This window comes from Brucella pituitosa (assembly GCF_003049685.1).
GTDB classification, from domain to species: Bacteria; Pseudomonadota; Alphaproteobacteria; order Rhizobiales; family Rhizobiaceae; genus Brucella; species Brucella pituitosa.
On sequence record NZ_PYSY02000008.1, the window covers coordinates 44,886 to 62,087 of the forward strand.

Genomic DNA, 17,202 nt, shown 5'->3' on the forward strand with positions numbered 1-17,202 from the left:
ATGCTGCCAATGTATGAATGCTGCTGTACCAACTATCAATTGTGAATTCCCCAGGTCTTGCGCAATACGCCTCCGGGCGACTTGGGAGCTAGACAGCCGGACAATTTTACGAACTGGCGACAATGTGTCGAAACAGCTTTGCCTATTGACAGGCTCTTCATATCGATTATTCTAGATGTATGGAAAATGAAGAAGCAATTACGGCACTGGCTGCCCTCGCCCAATCGACAAGGCTCGACACCTTTCGGCTGTTGGTGAAACACGAACCGGACGGTATTCCTGCCGGTGAACTGGCGCGTATGCTGGATGTGCCACAGAATACGATGTCTGCGCATCTGGCGACATTGTCTCGTGCCGGACTTGTGAAGGGCGAACGTCAGAGCCGCTCGATCATCTATCGCGCTGATCTCGACCGATTTCGAGAACTGACCCTATTCATGATCAAGGACTGCTGTGGCGGCAGTGCTGAGCTCTGCGCACCTCTAATAAAAAGCCTGACACCCTGTTGCGAACCGAAAACGGTCGCCCAGTAACAAAAGGCCGCTGAATTCGGCCTTCCACAAACGGACTGATAAAATGACGGATCGGATCTACAACGTGCTCTTCTTGTGCACGGGCAATTCCGCGCGCTCAATTTTGGGCGAGGCAATTCTGAACAAGGATGGCGAAGGACGATTTCACGCCTATTCGGCTGGAAGTCAGCCAAAAGGCGACATTCATCCTCTCGCAATCAAGGAACTGGACGCTCTCGGCTATTCTACCGAGAACCTGAGCTCAAAAAGCTGGGACGTGTTTTCAGGTACCGACGCCCCTCAGATGGATTTCATTTTTACGGTCTGTGATAACGCTGCCGGAGAAGCCTGCCCTGTCTGGATTGGCCATCCCATGACAGCCCATTGGGGCGTTGAGGACCCTGCCGCTGCCGAAGGAAATGACGCAGAAAAACAGCGCGCCTTTGCGCAGGCGGCCCGTTTTCTGAAGAACCGGATATCAGCATTTCTGAGCCTTCCCCACGCCACGATAGACCGCATGGCGCTTCAAAATCATCTGAAAGAAATAGGCACCATGGAAGGTAGCACACAGACAAATGTGGAGAATGACTGATGTCCACATTCGAACGTTATCTGACTGTCTGGGTGGCTCTTTGCATTGTCTCTGGCGTAGCTCTTGGTCATTTCTTTCCGACAGTATTCCATGCAATCGGATCTGCTGAAGTCGCCAGGGTCAACATTCCAGTCGCTATTCTCATCTGGCTCATGATCATCCCCATGTTGCTGAAGATCGATTTCAGCGCATTGAGACAGGTCGCTGAGCACTGGCGTGGCATCGGCGTCACGCTCTTCATAAACTGGGCCGTCAAACCATTCTCTATGGCGCTTCTCGGTTGGCTATTTATCGGCTGGCTGTTTCGCCCTTATCTGCCTGCAGACCAGATCGACTCCTACATTGCCGGACTCATTATTCTGGCGGCTGCCCCTTGCACGGCAATGGTGTTCGTCTGGTCCAACCTGACCAAGGGCGAGCCGCATTTCACGCTGTCCCAGGTCGCACTGAACGATGCGATCATGGTTGTGGCATTTGCCCCTATCGTCGGGCTACTGCTCGGACTGTCGGCAATTACTGTCCCGTGGGATACGCTCGTTTTGTCGGTTGTCCTCTATATCGTCATTCCGGTGATTATCGCTCAAATCCTACGCAGAAGCATTCTCGCCAGCGGAGGACAACGAGCCTTCGATGCAATGCTGAAGACACTACAGCCGCTGTCTCTGATTGCGCTTTTGGCGACACTTGTTCTGCTATTCGGGTTTCAAGGAGAGCAGATCATCGCACAACCCATGATCATTGCGATGCTGGCCGTGCCGATCCTCATCCAGGTCTATTTCAACTCTGGCCTCGCTTATCTGTTGAATCGCATTTCAGGTGAGCAACATTGCGTTGCCGGACCCTCGGCTTTGATTGGTGCATCCAACTTCTTCGAACTGGCAGTAGCAGCCGCAATCAGCCTTTTCGGCTTCTCATCTGGCGCAGCACTTGCAACAGTTGTTGGCGTTCTTGTTGAAGTGCCTGTCATGCTCTCCGTTGTCTGGATCGTGAACCGTTCCAAGGGCTGGTACGAACGCGGTTCCAATCAAAAGCCCGTCACCGAAACAGGAAAACTCTGATGTCAGTTACGATCTATCACAATCCGAAATGCGGCACGTCTCGTAACACATTGGCGATAATCCGCGCCAGCGGCGAAGAACCTGTCGTTATCGAATATGTGCAAAATCCGCCATCGCGAGAACGACTGGTCGAATTGCTTCGAGCAATGCAGATGACTCCTCGCCAAATCCTTCGCGAGAAAGGCACGCCATATGCCGAACTGGGATTGTCCGATCCCAAATGGACCGATGACGAACTGGTCGACTTCATGATGGCGCATCCTATCCTGATTAATCGTCCAATCGTGGAAACGTCGCTTGGCACCAAACTGTGCCGTCCGTCAGAACTGGTTCTCGACATTCTGGAAAACCCGGTGTCGTCATTCACCAAAGAGGACGGAGAAGTCATCACCTATGAAAGAAAGTCGCGCTGACATGGACCTGCCGAACCTCGATCAGAATTCCTTCGCATTGCCTGATCTGGATGCATTACGCGCCGACTTTCCAAAGCATAAGCCTCGTATCCTTTTGCTCTATGGCTCACTTCGTGACCGTTCCTATAGTCGGTTTCTGACGCTGGAAGCGCAGCGCCTTCTCGATGCGATGGGTGCTGAAACGCGTGTCTTTCATGCCAATGGTCTTCCCTTGCCAGACGACGGTTCGGCGGAGCATCCGAAGGTTCAGGAATTGCGCGAGGCAATGCTTTGGTCAGAAGGGCAAGTCTGGACCAGTCCCGAACGTCATGGAGCCATGAGCGCTGTCATGAAATCGCAGATCGACTGGATTCCATTGCCGGGTGGAGCAATTCGTCCGACGCAGGGCCGAACTCTTGCATTGATGCAGGTTTCAGGCGGATCGCAGAGCTTCAACGCCGTCAATCAGATGCGCATTCTTGGGCGCTGGATGCGAATGATCACCATTCCAAACCAGTCATCCGTCGCACAGGCATGGCAGGAATTTGACGACGCTGGACGGATGAAACCTTCATCATTCTATGATCGCGTGGTCGATGTGATGGAAGAGCTGATGAAGTTTACACTTCTGACGCGTGGCGTCTCAGATCATCTCACAGACCGCTACAGCGAGCGCAAGGAAGAAGCGGCCAAACTCGAAAAGCGTGTTTCGTTGAAATCAATATGAGCGCTGAACGGCTTCCCATTGCGGCCATTGCCGGTCTCGGACTGACCCAGAATATCGGTTACGGCACTTTATATTATTCCTTCAGCATTCTCGCGCCGTCCATGGCGCGGGACTTCTCCGTTTCCAACGAATGGATTTTCGGAGCGCTGTCAGTTGCCCTGTTAGCAGGGGGCTTTCTGGCTCCCTGGTTAGGCAAATGGATTGATCGTTACGGCGCAGGTCGCATGATGACGATAGGCTCGATACTGGCCGCCATCTCTCTCATACTGTGTTCGTTTTCTCCAAATGCTTTAACGTTTGCAGGCGCGCTGACGATCATCGAAATCGCCGCAAATCTCGTCCAATATGGAGCAGCCTTTGCATTATTGGTGCAATTAGCGCCAAATGTTGCCCAGCGTAGCATCACCTATCTGACACTGATTGCAGGCTTTGCCTCGACAATTTTCTGGCCCATTACAACAACCCTTCAACATTGGCTCACCTGGCAACAGACCTATTTGCTGTTCGCTTGCCTCCATTTGTTTCTCTGCGTGCCGGTACACCTTTTGCTCGCGCGTTCTATTGCAAAGAATGGTCGGAAACGATCAACGAATGGAACAGTCACAACCGCCTTTTCAGGTGATTTGCCTGCCCATCAACGGCGCAAAGGTTTCGTGCTTATTCTCGTGGCATTCTCGACGCAGGCTCTCGTTGCAGCGGCCATTCTGGTCCATATGGTGCCAATGTTGGGCGCGCTCGGTCTTGCAGGTTCTGCAGCTTTTATTGGCGCGATATTCGGACCTTCTCAGGTAGCCAGCCGCCTGATCAACATGCTCGGTGGCAAAAACCTCGCTCCGATCAGTCTGGCAGTAATCTCTGCCTCCTTGATGGGGTTAGCCCTCATTGTTCTGCTATTCGGTGCTCCATCCATTATTGCGACGATGATGTTTGCCTGTCTTTTTGGCTTCGGAAACGGTCTCTTCAGTATTGTCTCCGGGACGTTGCCGCTGTCACTATTCGGCAGTGACGGCTACGGTGCCATGCAAGGCAAGATCATGTCAGCCAGACTAATCATTTCGGCCACTGCTCCATTCGCGATGGCTTTCGGCATAGAGAATATCGGTGTGAACTGGAGCCTATTCATCTTGACGCTAACGGTTGGTTGGGCGACCCTCACATTGATCGGACTGAAGTTGCTTCGATAGTGCCAGGCGGCACCTCATAAGAAAATGTGGGCCCATTGAAAAATGCAAATCATTTCAACCAGTCACTTGGATTATTGAGTGCATTTTTTCCGTTAACGACTGCAATTGCAATTTTAAACGGAAAACGACAGTCTCACTGGCGCGCGCCAGTGGCGAAAGTAAGGTCTTCAGCGGCAATTGGTCGGGATCGTAACGCTTTGAATTTATGGTAAATGAAGTGTTAATTATAAGCTAATTGGCATTTATATTTCGGCACTTATGATGCTTCGAGTGTGGACTTCTAACCTTCGATAAGTACAGGTTATCAAAGCTTATTGATTTGAAGCCGCAAATCAGTGAAAGTCAGGCAAAGCCGCGCCGCTGAAGGCCCGTTTTCAGGCCCATCAGGGAGTCTTGACCTTGCCATCAACGTCCGTCACCGCCGTCGAACGGCGTGCCGAAACACTCGATACGATTGCCGCCGTTTTGGCGTCACGACACGAAAGTGATGAATCTGTCCGACTTTTGAGAACGCATACAGAACTCACGTCGGCTTGAGCGTTGATGCCGTTGATTTCTGGGCTTTGAGCGCTTGGTAGAGAGCGGTCTTGCCGATCTTCACGCGGGCGGCAGCTTCACGGACATTCAGCCCAGCCGCGATATGCTGGCGGGCCTTTGCGAGCTTTTCTGGTGTCACGACCGCCTGGCGACCACCGCGCCGGCCCCGTTCCTCTGCGGCTTGCAGACCGGCGCGGGTTCTTTCCCGGATGAGATCACGCTCGAATTGAGCCAGCGCGCCAAACAGATGAAAGACCAAACGACCGCCGGGCGTAGTTGTGTCGATGTTTTCGGTGATGGATCGGAAGCCAACGCCCTTGGCTTCCAGCTCGGTGATGATGTCGATCAGGTGCTTCATTGATCGACCGAGACGATCGAGTTTCCAGACCGTCAGCGTGTCGCCCTCCCGAGCATAGCGAATAGCTTCCGTCAGTCCTGGTCGGTCGGTTTTCACACCCGATGCTTTGTCCTCGAATAGCTTTTCGCAGCCAGCCTTGCGCAATGCGTCGAGTTGCAGTGCGGTATCCTGGTCTTCGGTAGAGACTCTTGCATAGCCTATGGCAGTCATGAGACACGATTTGTCCGTTTTCTTGTTAAATGCGGACAATGTCCGATTTCCCGTCGAGTAACAAGCTTTGCGGACAAAATCTGTGGACACCGCAAAACGTCCGTTTGTCGGACACGCATTTTCCAGTTCGCTGCACTCTCTCCAACGAATCTGGAAGATCAGAGAATGGCGCGAAGAGTATTACTGAGCGAAGCATGGTGGCGACAGGCGACAACCATCCCGGTTGACGAAAGGGAAATCGCCAAACATTACACGCTGGATCGATCGGAACTCGACCTGATCATGCGGCAGAACAAAGCCTCGAATCGGCTGGGCCTCGCCTGTGTTCTGGCCACACTGCGTTATCCTGGCCGACCGCTAGCGGATGGCGAAATCCTGCCGTCTGGCGTCTTGCGGTTTCTGGCGCGGCAGATCGGCGTCGATCATCGTGAGATCGATCGTTATTTCGAACGGTCGCAGACCCGACGCGAGCATCTCGCGCTGCTTGTCGATCGAATGCAGATGCGCCCTTTTGTCCCTGCAGATGTGCGGATACTGACCGGTTGGCTGACGCCTGCCGCACAAACCATGCGCCAGGCCGATGTATTGGCAGATATGGTAGTGGAGGAACTGCGACGTCGGAGAACTCTCCTGCCGACGCGCGCGGCGCTCGAAGCTATCATTCATGTGGCGATCAGGCGCGGCATTCGGATTGCTCATCGGGCCTTGGCGGGCGGGATGTCAGAAGGCCAGAAGCTCGATCTGGACAAGCTTCTCGACCCGCGTGAGGGGACGAGCGTGACCGTCCTTGCCTGGGCAAGAACACCGGCATTATCGCCAGCCGCGGTCAATCTCGACAGGATTGCCGAGCGCATTCGCTTTCTGCGGTCTCTGAACCTGCCGATGACGTTGATGGAGCGCATTCCGGCCAAGGTCTTTGACGAATTCGCGGCAGAGGGGACACGAATGAGCGCGCAGCATCTGCGCGACCTCAATCCCGAACGCCGGCATGCCGTCCTGGCTGCGACGGTGCTCCACCTTTCCCACCATCTCACCGACTGCACCATTGACATGTTCAAGAAACTCATGGGAATCCTGACGCGGCGAGCCGATAACCAGGCCGCCGCTCGCGTCATCCGATCCGTCCGCGACGTGCAGAAGCCATTGAAGGACGTTTCGAAGGTTTGCCATGCGATCATCGAGGCGAGGGACAAAGGCGAGGATATCGCCAAAGCGCTCGAACGGGTCATCCAATGGCCGGCCTTTACGACCAGTGTCCAGGCGGTCGATATGCTGATCGCTCCGGATGTCATCGACGGCAAAATCGAAATGCTCCTGCGCTATCCGACGATCCGGAAACTGGCACCGCAATTCCTGTCGACACTCGTGTTCCGCGGTCACGCCGTGGCGGCGAACCTCCTGCGGGCGCTATCCGTGATCGCGGATCTCTACCACAAGGGCAAACGGGCGATACCGGACAAGGCACCGATCTCCTTCGCGCCGAAAAGCTGGATGCCTCTCATACTACAGGATGGTAAGATCGATCGCAGGGCCTATGAACTCTGCCTGTTCAGCGAACTGAAACGCCGGCTCGATGCCGGCGATGTCTGGGTAGAAGGGGCCAAGCGCTTCCAATCCTTCGAAAGCTTCCTTATCCCCACGCCGACATTCGAACTGATGCGCGAGGAAGGGCCGCTCCCGGTCGCAGTCGATACCGACGTGGAAACTTACCTCAGCCAGCAGCGCCAGATCCTGAACGGCGGGCTGGCCGACCTTTCCCGTCTGGCCGTAGCCGGCGAACTCGACGATGTCGAACTGACCGGAGCGGGGTTCAGCGTCACGCCGCACAAGGCAATGTTTCCAGACATCGCCAAGTCGCTGAAGCGACAAGTGGAAAGCCGTCTGCCTGCGATCCGCATCACTGACCTTTTGCTAGAGGTTGATGCCCGCACGGGATTTTCGAACGCCTTCACCCATCTGCGCAGTGGTCGAACGGCCGACAACAAGCTTGCGCTCCTCACCGCCATCTTGGCGGACGGCATCAATCTCGGTCTCACCAGAATGGCGGACGTTTCTCCCGGGAACACGATGCGCCAACTCGCCTGGGCGCACGACTGGCATATTCGCGAAGAAGGCTACACCGCCGCACATGCCGTTCTTGTCAACGCCCAGAGGCAATTGCCTCTCGCAAGCTTGTGGGGTGACGGAACAACTTCTTCCTCAGATGGCCAGTATTTTCCGGCGGGCGGACACGCCGAGGCGATCGGCGATCTCAACGCCCGCTATGGTCCCAACCCCGGCGCCAAATTCTACCGGTTCACCTCTGACCAGTACGGCGCTTTCTACATCATCGCCATGAATGCCAATGCGAGCGAAGCCATCTATGTCCTCGATGGACTGCTCTATCATGGCAGCGATCTCGCCATCGAAACCCACTATGTCGATACCGGCGGGGTAAGCGATATGAGCTTCGCCCTTTGCCATCTCGTTGGTTTCCAGATTGTGCCTCGGCTGCGCGGTCTCAAGGATCGCAAGCTCTATCTCTTCCCGGGCGACGCGCCTCCCGAAAACCTGGCGCCGCTCGTTGGCGAGCACATCAACGTCGAGCGGATCAAGGCAAACTGGAACGACATCCTGCGGCTGGTCACGACGATCCGTTCCGGGCAGGTTCGGCCTTCGACGGTGTTGGCAAAGCTGTCCGCATTCCCACGCCAGAACGGACTGGCGTTGGCGCTACGCGATCTCGGTCGCATCAATCGGTCCATCTTTCTGCCCCAGTGGTGGCAGAACCCCGAAATGCGCAGGAACGCGACGGTCGGCCTCAACAAGAGCGAATCCCAGAACACCTTGGCCCGCGCACTGTTCTTCAATCGCCTCGGAGAATTGCGCGACCGGACTTTCGAGAGCCAGTTCTACCGAGCATCTGGACTGAACCTGCTAATCAACGCCATCGTCTACTGGAACACACTCTATCTCGAACCGGCGTTCGCCGAGCTCAACCGAGATGGCATTCCCACGCCGCTTGACATCATCAAACACATTACCCCACTCGGCTGGCAGCACATCAGTCTCACCGGCGATTACATCTGGACCCCAACAGACGGCGTTGATCTCAGGCCATTGCGGCGCGAAACATCTATCCTCGCAGCGTGATCACCATACGTTCTCAAAAGTCGGACAGATCCATCACTTCGTGGCGTGACACCTTCTCGGAAGCGTGTTGCCCACTATAATGATATAGTGTACTCCCCTATATCATTATGAAGGAGTTTTGGCGATGAGTTCATCCCACGGGCATGCGCATGACCACACCCACCCGCACGATCATGGCCGTTCGCTCGACGCCGCCCATGAGCATTTCTTCCTTGGCGACAACCACGACCGGAACGAGCGGCGCACGTGGCTGGTGATCGCGATCACCGCGACCATGATGGTGGTGGAGATCGTCGCGGGTAATATGTTCGGGTCGATGGCTCTGACGGCGGACGGCTGGCATATGTCCACCCATGCCGCTGCCCTCCTCATCGCTGCGCTGGCCTATCTCTACGCCCGCAAGCACGCCAGTAACCGCCGCTTTTCCTTTGGCACCGGCAAGCTCGGAGACCTCGCAGGCTTTGCGAGTGCCGTGGTGCTGGCGCTGATCGCGCTGCTGATCGGCTGGGAGAGTTTCCTGCGCTTCCAATCACCCGTCGCGATCAATTTCAAGGAAGCCATTATGGTGGCTGTCGTCGGCCTGATTGTGAACCTTGTGTGCGCGTGGCTTCTTAAGGACGACCACCAACACGGGCATGACCATGGCCACGGGCACGCGGCAGGGAAGGATCAAAACCTTCGCGCCGCCTATGTCCACGTGCTGGCTGATGCCCTGACCTCCGTTCTGGCGATTGCCGCGCTAGTCTTCGGCAGCCTCTACGGCTGGCTATGGCTTGATCCGGCAATCGGCATTGTCGGAGCCATCGTGATCGCCCGTTGGTCGTGGGGGCTGATCCGCGACGCAGGCGGTGTGCTTCTCGACTACATTCCGCAGGGCGAAGACCTGCCGGAGGAAATTCAGGAGATCATCGTCAAAGAAGGCGCTGAGATCGTTGATCTTCACATCTGGCAGCTCGGACCTGGCCACCATGGCGCGATCGTCTCGATTGTAGCCGATCACCCTCAAACGCCGTCATACTACCGCGCAAAACTTGCCGCCATCCATGATTTGTCACATGTGACGGTGGAGGTCGAAGCTCGCGCGGCCTAGCCATCAACCGTTGCATCCGAGGAGTATCCGCATGACCCACACCATCCGCGAGAAGCAAAAGCTAATCAACCGCGTACGCCGTATTCGCGGGCAGATGGAAGGCATCGAGCGGATGCTTGATGAGGAAAAGGGCTGCGTCGAGGTCATGCAGTCGATCGCCGGAGCACGGGGTGCGATGAACGGCCTCATGGGCGAGGTGATTGAAGACCACATCCGCATGCACCTTGTCGCAGAGGGGCTTACCCAGAAGGAACGAGATGAAGGCGCGGCCGAACTGATCGACGTCGTCCGCGCCTATCTCAAATAAGGTTCGTAATGAAGAATGACTCGCCCTGCACCGATGTCTGTCGCTTCGACCCACGCAACAAATGGTGCTTGGGCTGCGGCCGGACGGCCGATGAAATCAAGGCTTGGTGCAAACTGTCGCCCTACCACCGCACGACCCTATCGACCGAGTTGAAACGGCGCATGAAGCGCCGGGCTGAATGTCCGTGAAGCTGCCGCCCGCGTGAAGATCGGCAAGACCGCTCTCTACCAAGCGCTCAAAGCCCAGAAATCAACGGCATCAACGCTCAAGCCGACGTGAGGTTCTGTATGCGTTCTCAAAAGTCGGACAGATTCATCACTTTCGTGTCGTGACGCCGTTTTGCCGATGAACCGGCGCGACATGCTCGCGGAGATTTTGACGAATGAGGATGTCGAGACGCTGCGCCATCTGGTCAATGAAGGCATGGGCGAAAACACGCTGCGTGCGCTGACCTCGGATCTGGCCTATCTCGAAGCATGGTCAATGGCCGCAACCGGCAGCCCCCTCCCCTTTCCGGCGCCGGAAGCCCTGCTCCTGAAATTCGTTGCCCATCATCTCTGGCGGCCGCAGCAACGCGAGATTGAACCCGATCACGGCATGCCAGCCGACGTGGAAGAGGAATTGCGCCGACAAGGCTTTCTGCGCGTGTCGGGACCGCATGCACCGGCAACCGTGCGCCGCCGTCTTGCCAACTGGTCGACGCTGACCCGCTGGCGCGGCCTGGAGGGTGCGTTTTCATCGCCTTCCGTCAAATCGGCAATCCGGCTTGCGGTGCGCGCCCTGAACCGGCCGCGCAGCCGCAAGAGTGCCAATGCGATTACCGGCGATATTCTGGGCAAGCTGCTGGCAACCTGTTCCGGCGAGGATCTCACCGCCTTGCGTGATCGGGCCATCCTGATGGTGGCCTTTGCCTCCGGTGGCCGCCGACGCAGCGAAATAGCAGGCCTGCGCACAGAGCAACTCGTCAAACAGGCACCTGTCACCGATGAAGAAGGCTCTCCCCTTCCCTCGCTTGGCATCCATCTTGGCCGTACCAAAACCAGTGGCGTCGAACAGGATGAAATTGTTTATCTGACCGGACGTCCCGTCAATGCCCTCACCCGATGGCTGAAGGCAGCCAGGATCGACAAAGGCAACGTGTTTCGAAAAGTCGATCGATGGGGCAATGTTTCCACGCGGGCACTGGAACCCAGTGCCGTCAACGCCATCGTCAAGCGGCGCGCGCAAATGGCGGGTCTCGACCCTGCGGAATTTTCTGCCCATGGTCTGCGCTCCGGCTATCTCACCGAAGCCGCCAATCGTGGCATTCCCCTCCCCGAAGCCATGGAGCAATCCCGTCATCGCTCCGTGCAACAGGCATCAGACTATTACAACAATGCCAAACGGCGCAGTGGACGAGCGTCACGGCTGCTGTGAGGCATGTGCCGACCAAGGGCATTGGAACCCACACATCAATTAAGTTTGCCCATATCATTCAGGATCAGACATATTCTGCTTCAATTCAGAGAATTTTGCAGCCATTGTCGGATTCCCGCGTGTCAAGCGACGTGAAGAATTGACCGACAGGTCCTCGGCTTTATTATTTGCAAGCCGCAAATTGTTGGCTGATTTGTGAAGCGCTTCTTTCGTTTTTTCCAGATCCTTGATCGCTTCATCGATGCGTCTGACTGCTTCCTCAAAACCGTCCGAAGCCAGACGCCAGTTTCTCCCAAATGCTGTTTTAAAATCTTCAAGTTGGGCTTCAAAGTTGGTGATGTCTACGTTTGCGCTCTCACCAGCGCCAGCTCTGTCTTGTATTTAAGCGAATTTATCGCCGCATCACGCAGCAGCGTAATTATTGGGATAAAGAATTGTGGTCTGACAACATACATTTTCGGAAAACGATGGGATACGTCTACAATCCCTGTATTATAAAGTTTGCTCTCAGGCTCCAGCAGTGAAACCAACACCGCATACTCACAGCCCTTAGCGCTACGATCCTTGTCTAGCTCTTTGAAAAAGTCTTCATTCCTCTTCTTTGTGACCGTGTCCTCGTTCTCGTTCTTCATCTCGAACATGATCAAAACAATTTCAGAACCTGCATCGTCCACGTCACGGAAGATAAATCGCCCTTACTGCCGTTGCGCGCGTCGTTATTCTTCTCAAAATAAGCGCGGGGAAATGCAGTGGCGCGAATGCGGTCGAACTCAGTTGCGCAATGCTGTTCCAGCGTCTCACCGATCATTTTTGTCGATAGCTTCGCCTTCATATCACTCAGACGCTCAATAGCCTCGTCGCGATCCTTAAGCTGCGTTTCGTACTTGTCCTTGAGGGCAGTTTCAGCAAGTTGCTTTTCAAGTGCGACACGATCAAGACCGTTCTCAACTCGTCTCGCTCTTTCTCAACTACGAGGACACCTTCGGTCACGGCGATCTTCTGTGAAAGCTCACCCGCATCTAGCCTGGCCTTAAGACGCTCAATCTCAGCGTCCTTAATAGAAGCTGCTTTATGTAGTTCGGCATTAAGCTTCGCCTCGGCGAGTTTTGACGCAGCCTCCTGCTCTCGTCTGGCAGTTTCCAGGTCGTGCAGAAGGGTATCACGTTCTTTTTCCACGACACTTAAGGCCTCGGCTACCGCGAGTTTGTGCGACTTCGCTAGATTCGAGCCTCGCCTTCAGTTTCTGAATTTCAGTATCCCTGGCTGCAGCAGCTTTCTGCAGTTCACTGCTAACCTTGGCCTGTGCAAGCTCGACCGCGTTCCGCTTGTTCTGTTCAGCCAATTCCAGACGCTCATGCAGTTGCTTGTCGAAATCACTATCGCGAACCTGTTTCAGGATATCTGCATAACCTGCTTCATCAATCTTGAATGCCTTGTTGCAATGCGGGCAGATGATTTCATGCATATTTGTAGCGGCTTGCCAACATAAGCGCCTCTGCTCGCAAACATCGGCATTTTCTGCTCGAATTATCTGACAATGGAGCGGGCGTCGTGCTCACGCTCTTTGCCAATGTGCTCGCAAACATCCGGGTCTGCTTGCAAACATCCGCCACGTGCTCAGATTAATTGCCAGCGACGGCATGGTCAAACCGGGACGCCTGCCTGTCGTAGTTGCTCGGTCAGCTGACGGGAATATTCGGGATCAAGGGTGCCCGCCAGGAAGGCGCGGATATACGGACATGCGCTGTGGCTTTCCCTCCTTGGCGCTTCGGGTGCAGGAGGTTCTGCAGCATGATCCGTTGTCAGGGCATCTCTTCGTCTTCAGGGGCCGCAGATCGGATATTTTGAAGATCATCTGGCATGATGGTCTGGGCGCCTGCCTTTTTACCCGGCGGCTGGAGAAGGGCCGGTTTATCTGGCCGAATATGGGATAGCATCCGTCAAGGTGGTGTAGAATTGGGACCGGGCCGTCATGATCAGGCGGCTCTGGGTGAAATTTCTCCATCGCAGCTACGCGAGGAGGTAGAGCTGAGTTTAAGTGCTGTCATTGAAGTTTCACGAGCCTGATAAACGGACGTCATATGTCGCCCATAGTGATGCAAATATTCAATCGATGCACCACTAACGATCAGGATTATTGTGATGCTGGCTCTGAACGGAGTTGCCGTGACCTATGCCAACGGCACCCAAGCTTTGAAGACAACGACATTGACGTTCAACCAGGGTCAGTTCGTCGTGCTCCTCGGTAGATCCGGCGCAGGCAAATCTACCCTCATCCGGACACTCAACGGCTTGGTTGCGCCGACGTCTGGTTCGATCACTTCTAACGATATTGGTGCTCTGGATGCGGAAACTAAGCTTCGCATTCACCGAAGGCGAACTGGGATGATATTCCAGCAGCACCAACTCATAGGGCGCTTGAGCGCGCTCGACAACGTCATGACGGGCCGCCTGGGCTACCACTCTGGCTGGCGTACGTTGTTCCCTATGCCGCGTTCGGATCGAAGGCTGGGGTTGGAATGCCTTGAACGCGTAGGCCTTCTTGATAAGGCTCTCGTCAGGGCGGATCAACTATCCGGCGGTCAGCAGCAACGGGTGGGCATTGCGCGCGCGCTGGTCCAGAAGCCCCAACTGGTCCTTGCAGATGAGCCCGTTGCAAGTCTGGACCCTGAAACGGCTGTCGAGGTCCTGTCGCAGCTTCGCGAAATATGCACAGCCGACGGCATCACTGCTGTGATCAGCCTTCATCAGATCGATCTAGCTCGCCGGTTCGGCGACCGGGTCATTGCTATGCGCGACGGGGAAGTGGTTGCGGACGCCGCTGTCGACGAACTGACCGATCAAATGTGTGCGTCGATCTACCGCAGCGCCCCAAGAAATCCGACCACAACACAAGATTTGTCCAACTACGAGTATGATCAACCTTTAGCTGCCATGGAGGCCGCATTATGAAGAAGCTTCTGTCCCTCGCATTCCTCGCCGTTCTTGGCTGGAGTTCGTTGGCGCATGCTGGCTCAAATCCAGAGACATTGCGCGTCGCGTTGCTACCGGACGAGAACGCCGCCACTGTCATCAAAAACAATCGTCCTCTCGAGGAGTATCTTGAGAAGACACTCGGTCGGGAGATTGAACTGATCGTAACGACCGACTACTCGTCAATGATCGAAGCGATGCGTTTCGGCCGGCTTGAGTTGGCTTATTTCGGGCCGCTCTCTTACACGCTCGCGAAAACCAAGGCTGATATCGAGCCTTTCGCAGCACTTATGAAGGATGGCGAAACTACCTATCGCGCTGTAGTTGTCGCCAATGCAGAGGCTGGCATCGAAAGCCTTGAAGATGCAAAAGGGAAAAAGGTCGCGTTTGGGGACGTGGCTTCCACCTCAAGCCACCTTATCCCGAAATCTATGCTGCTTAAGGCCGGAGTTGAGGCTGGAAAAGACTATAGCGAGAACTTCGTAGGGTCGCATGATGCCGTGGCTATTGCAGTGCAGAATGGCAATGCTCAGATTGGCGGACTTTCGTTGCCCATCTACAATTCAATGGTCGCTCGTGGCACCATTGATCCTAAGAAAGTTATCGCCCTCGCCGAGTCCGATCCGTTCCCGCAGTACCCCTGGACCATGCGGTCGGATCTTGACACTTCGTTGAAAGAGGCGATCACCAAAGCCTTCATCGACCTTAAAGACGAAAAGGTATTGGCATCCTTCAAAGCCGATGGGTTCGCTCCGATCGATGACAAAGCCTACGACGTCGTCCGTGAGCTCGGTAAAGTGCTGAACTTGGACCTGAGTCAGTAAGGCGCGTTCGAGACAGTTTCTCACCTTTCGACGCAGGCGCTGGCCTGCGTCCTTTCTTCCAGGATATGTGATGACACAGCCGTCGGCCGACTACGACTCTATCCTTCAACATCAAAACAAAGCTTGGACCAGAGCTGGCGTGATCGCGTTGGCAATTGCGTGTGTGATCATTGTTAGCAGTTATCACTCCGGTCTTCTTGATCTGGAGCGTCTGGGATCTGGGTTTCCTGCGCTCTGGCAGCTCGGTACGGAAATGTTTCCCCCGGATTTCAACCGAGGCTTGGAGTGGATCAGCCCTCTCATCGACACTCTGGCGATGAGTATAGCTGGGACTGCGATCGCGGTACTGATATCACTTCCAGTTGGCTTTTTCGCCTCAGGGAAAACAGCACCCAACGCTGTCATCTATATGATCTCGCGTGGATTGTTGAATGGTCTACGGTCGATCCCGGAGCTGATTATGGGCATCGTCTTCGTGGCGGCAGTGGGATTTGGAGCGCTCCCAGGCGTGCTGGCTCTTGGTCTTCACTCGGTTGGCATGGTGGGCAAGTTCTTTGCGGAGGCGATCGAGCATTGCGATAATGCGCCTATAGAAGCCGCACGCGCAGCTGGTGCGTCGCCGTTCCAGATCGTGACGCGGGCGATCTTGCCACAAGTTCTACCGCAATTGGCCGATGTGACCATCTATCGGTGGGAGTACAACTTCCGCGCCTCGACAATCCTGGGCACTGTGGGAGCTGGTGGTATCGGTTTCGAGTTGATGACATCCCTCCGGATCATGAATTATCAGGAGGTTCTTGCGATCATGCTCGTTGTCCTTCTGATGGTCACCATCGTTGACCAGGTCGGCGCTCTCCTCCGCCGCCAGCTGCAATAGAAGGATAAATTAAATGCTCCCAAAGGTAGTAATCACCCATCGCGTCCACGAGGAGATTATCTCAAAGCTATCTCCCCACGCTCGTTTAGTTTGCAACGATACTGATGATACATGGCCCCGCGAGAAACTGCTCGCAGAATTGAGCGACGCCAAGGCGATGATGGCGTTCATGCCGGACATGATCGACGCGTCTGTACTCGCGCACGCTCCCGATCTTCAACTTGTGGCATGTGCGCTGAAAGGCTTCGATAACTTCGACATCGAAGCCTGCACGCAGCGTGGAGTCCACGTCACGATAGTGTCCGATCTTCTCACTGACCCGACAGCCGAACTTACAATCGGTCTGATGATTGCTCTTGGGCGGCACATTCTGCCAGGCGACAAGAGCGTCAGGAGGGATTACAAAGGTTGGCGCCCTCGGTTTTACGGCCTTGGGCTGCAGGGCACAGCAATCGGCATTTTAGGGATGGGAGCGATCGGAAAAGCTATAGCACAGCGCCTAAGTACCTTCGGCGCCATTGTGTCGTACTGGGATCGTCAATCCCTGGACAAAGCCGATGAGATCAGACTGAACGTAAAGCCTCTTGAATTTGACCAGTTGATCTCGTCGTCTACCTTTCTTGTGTGTGCACTCCCGCTTTCGGCCGAAACGAAGCATCTCCTCGGCGCTGAACAACTCGCCAAAATGCCCAAAGGAGCACTTCTTATTAATCCTGCACGCGGAAGCGTGGTTGATGAAGAGGCTGTTGTCGCTGCATTGCAGGCGGGGCGCTTGGGAGGCTACGCCGCTGATGTTTATGAGATGGAGGACTGGGCCAGACCCGACCGGCCTGACAAGGTCCACGGGGGTCTCCTCAATCGCGAACATGATTCGATCTTGACACCCCACATAGGCTCAGCAGTGGCGAAGTCGCGTTTGGCTATCGAGCACGAGGCTGCTGACAACATTATAGATTTTGTCCAAGGCCGAAGACCTCGTGCGGCAATTAACGAGGTTCAACTAATTCCTTGAT

20 protein-coding genes and 1 pseudogene are annotated in these 17,202 nt (G+C 55.1%); 16 read left to right on the forward strand and 5 right to left on the reverse strand.

Annotated elements, in window-relative coordinates:
- The first annotated feature begins 179 nt into the window (after positions 1-179).
- From C9380_RS25180 to arsK, 6 genes are read left to right on the forward strand one after another with little or no spacing between them, the layout of a single operon-like run.
- The gene (locus C9380_RS25180; RefSeq protein ID WP_128095037.1) at positions 180-533 is read left to right on the forward strand and encodes an ArsR/SmtB family transcription factor; all 354 of its coding nucleotides are present in this window, start codon (positions 180-182) and stop codon (positions 531-533) included.
- Between the two features lie 43 nt (positions 534-576).
- Positions 577-1,104, forward strand: a complete 528-nt coding sequence (locus C9380_RS25185) for an arsenate reductase ArsC (protein WP_128095038.1) — start codon at positions 577-579, stop codon at positions 1,102-1,104.
- The gene (arsB, locus tag C9380_RS25190) at positions 1,104-2,162 is read left to right on the forward strand and encodes an ACR3 family arsenite efflux transporter (protein WP_128095039.1); all 1,059 of its coding nucleotides are present in this window, start codon (positions 1,104-1,106) and stop codon (positions 2,160-2,162) included. Before C9380_RS25185 ends, arsB begins: the two co-directional genes overlap by 1 nt.
- Positions 2,162-2,575 carry an arsenate reductase (glutaredoxin) gene (arsC, locus tag C9380_RS25195; protein WP_128095040.1) on the forward strand — a complete coding sequence of 138 codons (414 nt, stop codon included), beginning with the start codon at positions 2,162-2,164 and terminating at the stop codon, positions 2,573-2,575. The genes arsB and arsC overlap by 1 nt, the downstream gene beginning before the upstream one ends.
- A complete protein-coding gene (gene arsH / locus C9380_RS25200; RefSeq protein WP_128095041.1) occupies positions 2,556-3,281 on the forward strand; it encodes an arsenical resistance protein ArsH in 726 nt (241 codons plus the stop codon). The genes arsC and arsH overlap by 20 nt, the downstream gene beginning before the upstream one ends.
- The gene (gene arsK / locus C9380_RS25205) at positions 3,278-4,465 is read left to right on the forward strand and encodes an arsenite efflux MFS transporter ArsK (protein ID WP_128095042.1); all 1,188 of its coding nucleotides are present in this window, start codon (positions 3,278-3,280) and stop codon (positions 4,463-4,465) included. Before arsH ends, arsK begins: the two co-directional genes overlap by 4 nt.
- 523 nt (positions 4,466-4,988) lie before the next feature.
- On the opposite strand, the gene C9380_RS25210 is transcribed toward arsK, so the two are convergent.
- The gene (locus C9380_RS25210; RefSeq protein WP_094574575.1) at positions 4,989-5,570 is read right to left on the reverse strand and encodes a recombinase family protein; all 582 of its coding nucleotides are present in this window, start codon (positions 5,568-5,570) and stop codon (positions 4,989-4,991) included.
- Positions 5,571-5,735: 165 nt separating this feature from the next.
- On the opposite strand from C9380_RS25210, the gene C9380_RS25215 reads away from it, so the two are divergent.
- The 5 genes from C9380_RS25215 to C9380_RS25240 all read left to right on the forward strand — a co-directional run bounded on the left by C9380_RS25215 (position 5,736) and on the right by C9380_RS25240 (position 11,515).
- On the forward strand, positions 5,736-8,702 hold the full coding sequence (locus C9380_RS25215) for a Tn3 family transposase (protein WP_128095043.1): 2,967 nt from the start codon (positions 5,736-5,738) through the stop codon (positions 8,700-8,702).
- Positions 8,703-8,826: 124 nt separating this feature from the next.
- Positions 8,827-9,792, forward strand: coding sequence for a CDF family Co(II)/Ni(II) efflux transporter DmeF (dmeF, locus tag C9380_RS25220; RefSeq protein WP_094574555.1), 966 nt, complete (start codon positions 8,827-8,829; stop codon positions 9,790-9,792).
- 31 nt (positions 9,793-9,823) lie between these two features.
- Positions 9,824-10,099: a metal/formaldehyde-sensitive transcriptional repressor gene (locus C9380_RS25225; RefSeq protein ID WP_094574557.1), complete on the forward strand. Its 276-nt coding sequence runs from the start codon at positions 9,824-9,826 to the stop codon at positions 10,097-10,099.
- An 8-nt stretch (positions 10,100-10,107) separates the two neighbouring features.
- Complete coding sequence (locus tag C9380_RS25230; protein WP_094574559.1) at positions 10,108-10,287, forward strand: DUF1289 domain-containing protein; 180 nt, start codon at positions 10,108-10,110, stop codon at positions 10,285-10,287.
- Positions 10,288-10,444: 157 nt separating this feature from the next.
- Positions 10,445-11,515, forward strand: coding sequence for a site-specific integrase (locus tag C9380_RS25240; protein WP_128095044.1), 1,071 nt, complete (start codon positions 10,445-10,447; stop codon positions 11,513-11,515).
- A gap of 54 nt (positions 11,516-11,569) precedes the next feature.
- Here the strand turns inward: C9380_RS25240 and C9380_RS28760 are convergent.
- From C9380_RS28760 to C9380_RS28415, 4 genes and pseudogenes are all read right to left on the reverse strand, one after another.
- A pseudogene (locus tag C9380_RS28760) lies at positions 11,570-12,156 on the reverse strand (DUF2130 domain-containing protein).
- Positions 12,157-12,158: 2 nt separating this feature from the next.
- Positions 12,159-12,365, reverse strand: coding sequence for a DUF2130 domain-containing protein (locus tag C9380_RS29035; RefSeq protein ID WP_328587908.1), 207 nt, complete (start codon positions 12,363-12,365; stop codon positions 12,159-12,161).
- Positions 12,353-12,691 (reverse strand): hypothetical protein, encoded by a 339-nt coding sequence (locus C9380_RS28410; protein ID WP_235819123.1) that lies wholly within the window; start codon positions 12,689-12,691, stop codon positions 12,353-12,355. The genes C9380_RS29035 and C9380_RS28410 overlap by 13 nt, the downstream gene beginning before the upstream one ends.
- On the reverse strand, positions 12,675-12,980 hold the full coding sequence (locus C9380_RS28415) for a hypothetical protein (RefSeq protein WP_235819122.1): 306 nt from the start codon (positions 12,978-12,980) through the stop codon (positions 12,675-12,677). Before C9380_RS28415 ends, C9380_RS28410 begins: the two co-directional genes overlap by 17 nt.
- A 274-nt stretch (positions 12,981-13,254) precedes the next feature.
- On the opposite strand from C9380_RS28415, the gene tnpB reads away from it, so the two are divergent.
- The 5 genes from tnpB (at position 13,255) to C9380_RS25270 (ending at position 17,201) form a co-directional block, all read left to right on the forward strand.
- Complete coding sequence (gene tnpB, locus C9380_RS28075) at positions 13,255-13,449, forward strand: IS66 family insertion sequence element accessory protein TnpB (protein WP_006473174.1); 195 nt, start codon at positions 13,255-13,257, stop codon at positions 13,447-13,449.
- 208 nt (positions 13,450-13,657) lie between these two features.
- Positions 13,658-14,467: a phosphonate ABC transporter ATP-binding protein gene (gene phnC / locus C9380_RS25255; RefSeq protein WP_006473175.1), complete on the forward strand. Its 810-nt coding sequence runs from the start codon at positions 13,658-13,660 to the stop codon at positions 14,465-14,467.
- Positions 14,464-15,312 (forward strand): phosphate/phosphite/phosphonate ABC transporter substrate-binding protein, encoded by an 849-nt coding sequence (phnD, locus tag C9380_RS25260; protein ID WP_003501103.1) that lies wholly within the window; start codon positions 14,464-14,466, stop codon positions 15,310-15,312. Before phnC ends, phnD begins: the two co-directional genes overlap by 4 nt.
- 70 nt (positions 15,313-15,382) lie before the next feature.
- On the forward strand, positions 15,383-16,189 hold the full coding sequence (gene phnE / locus C9380_RS25265; RefSeq protein ID WP_006473411.1) for a phosphonate ABC transporter, permease protein PhnE: 807 nt from the start codon (positions 15,383-15,385) through the stop codon (positions 16,187-16,189).
- Positions 16,190-16,202: 13 nt separating this feature from the next.
- The gene (locus tag C9380_RS25270) at positions 16,203-17,201 is read left to right on the forward strand and encodes a phosphonate dehydrogenase (RefSeq protein ID WP_003501101.1); all 999 of its coding nucleotides are present in this window, start codon (positions 16,203-16,205) and stop codon (positions 17,199-17,201) included.
- Position 17,202 lies beyond the last annotated feature (1 nt).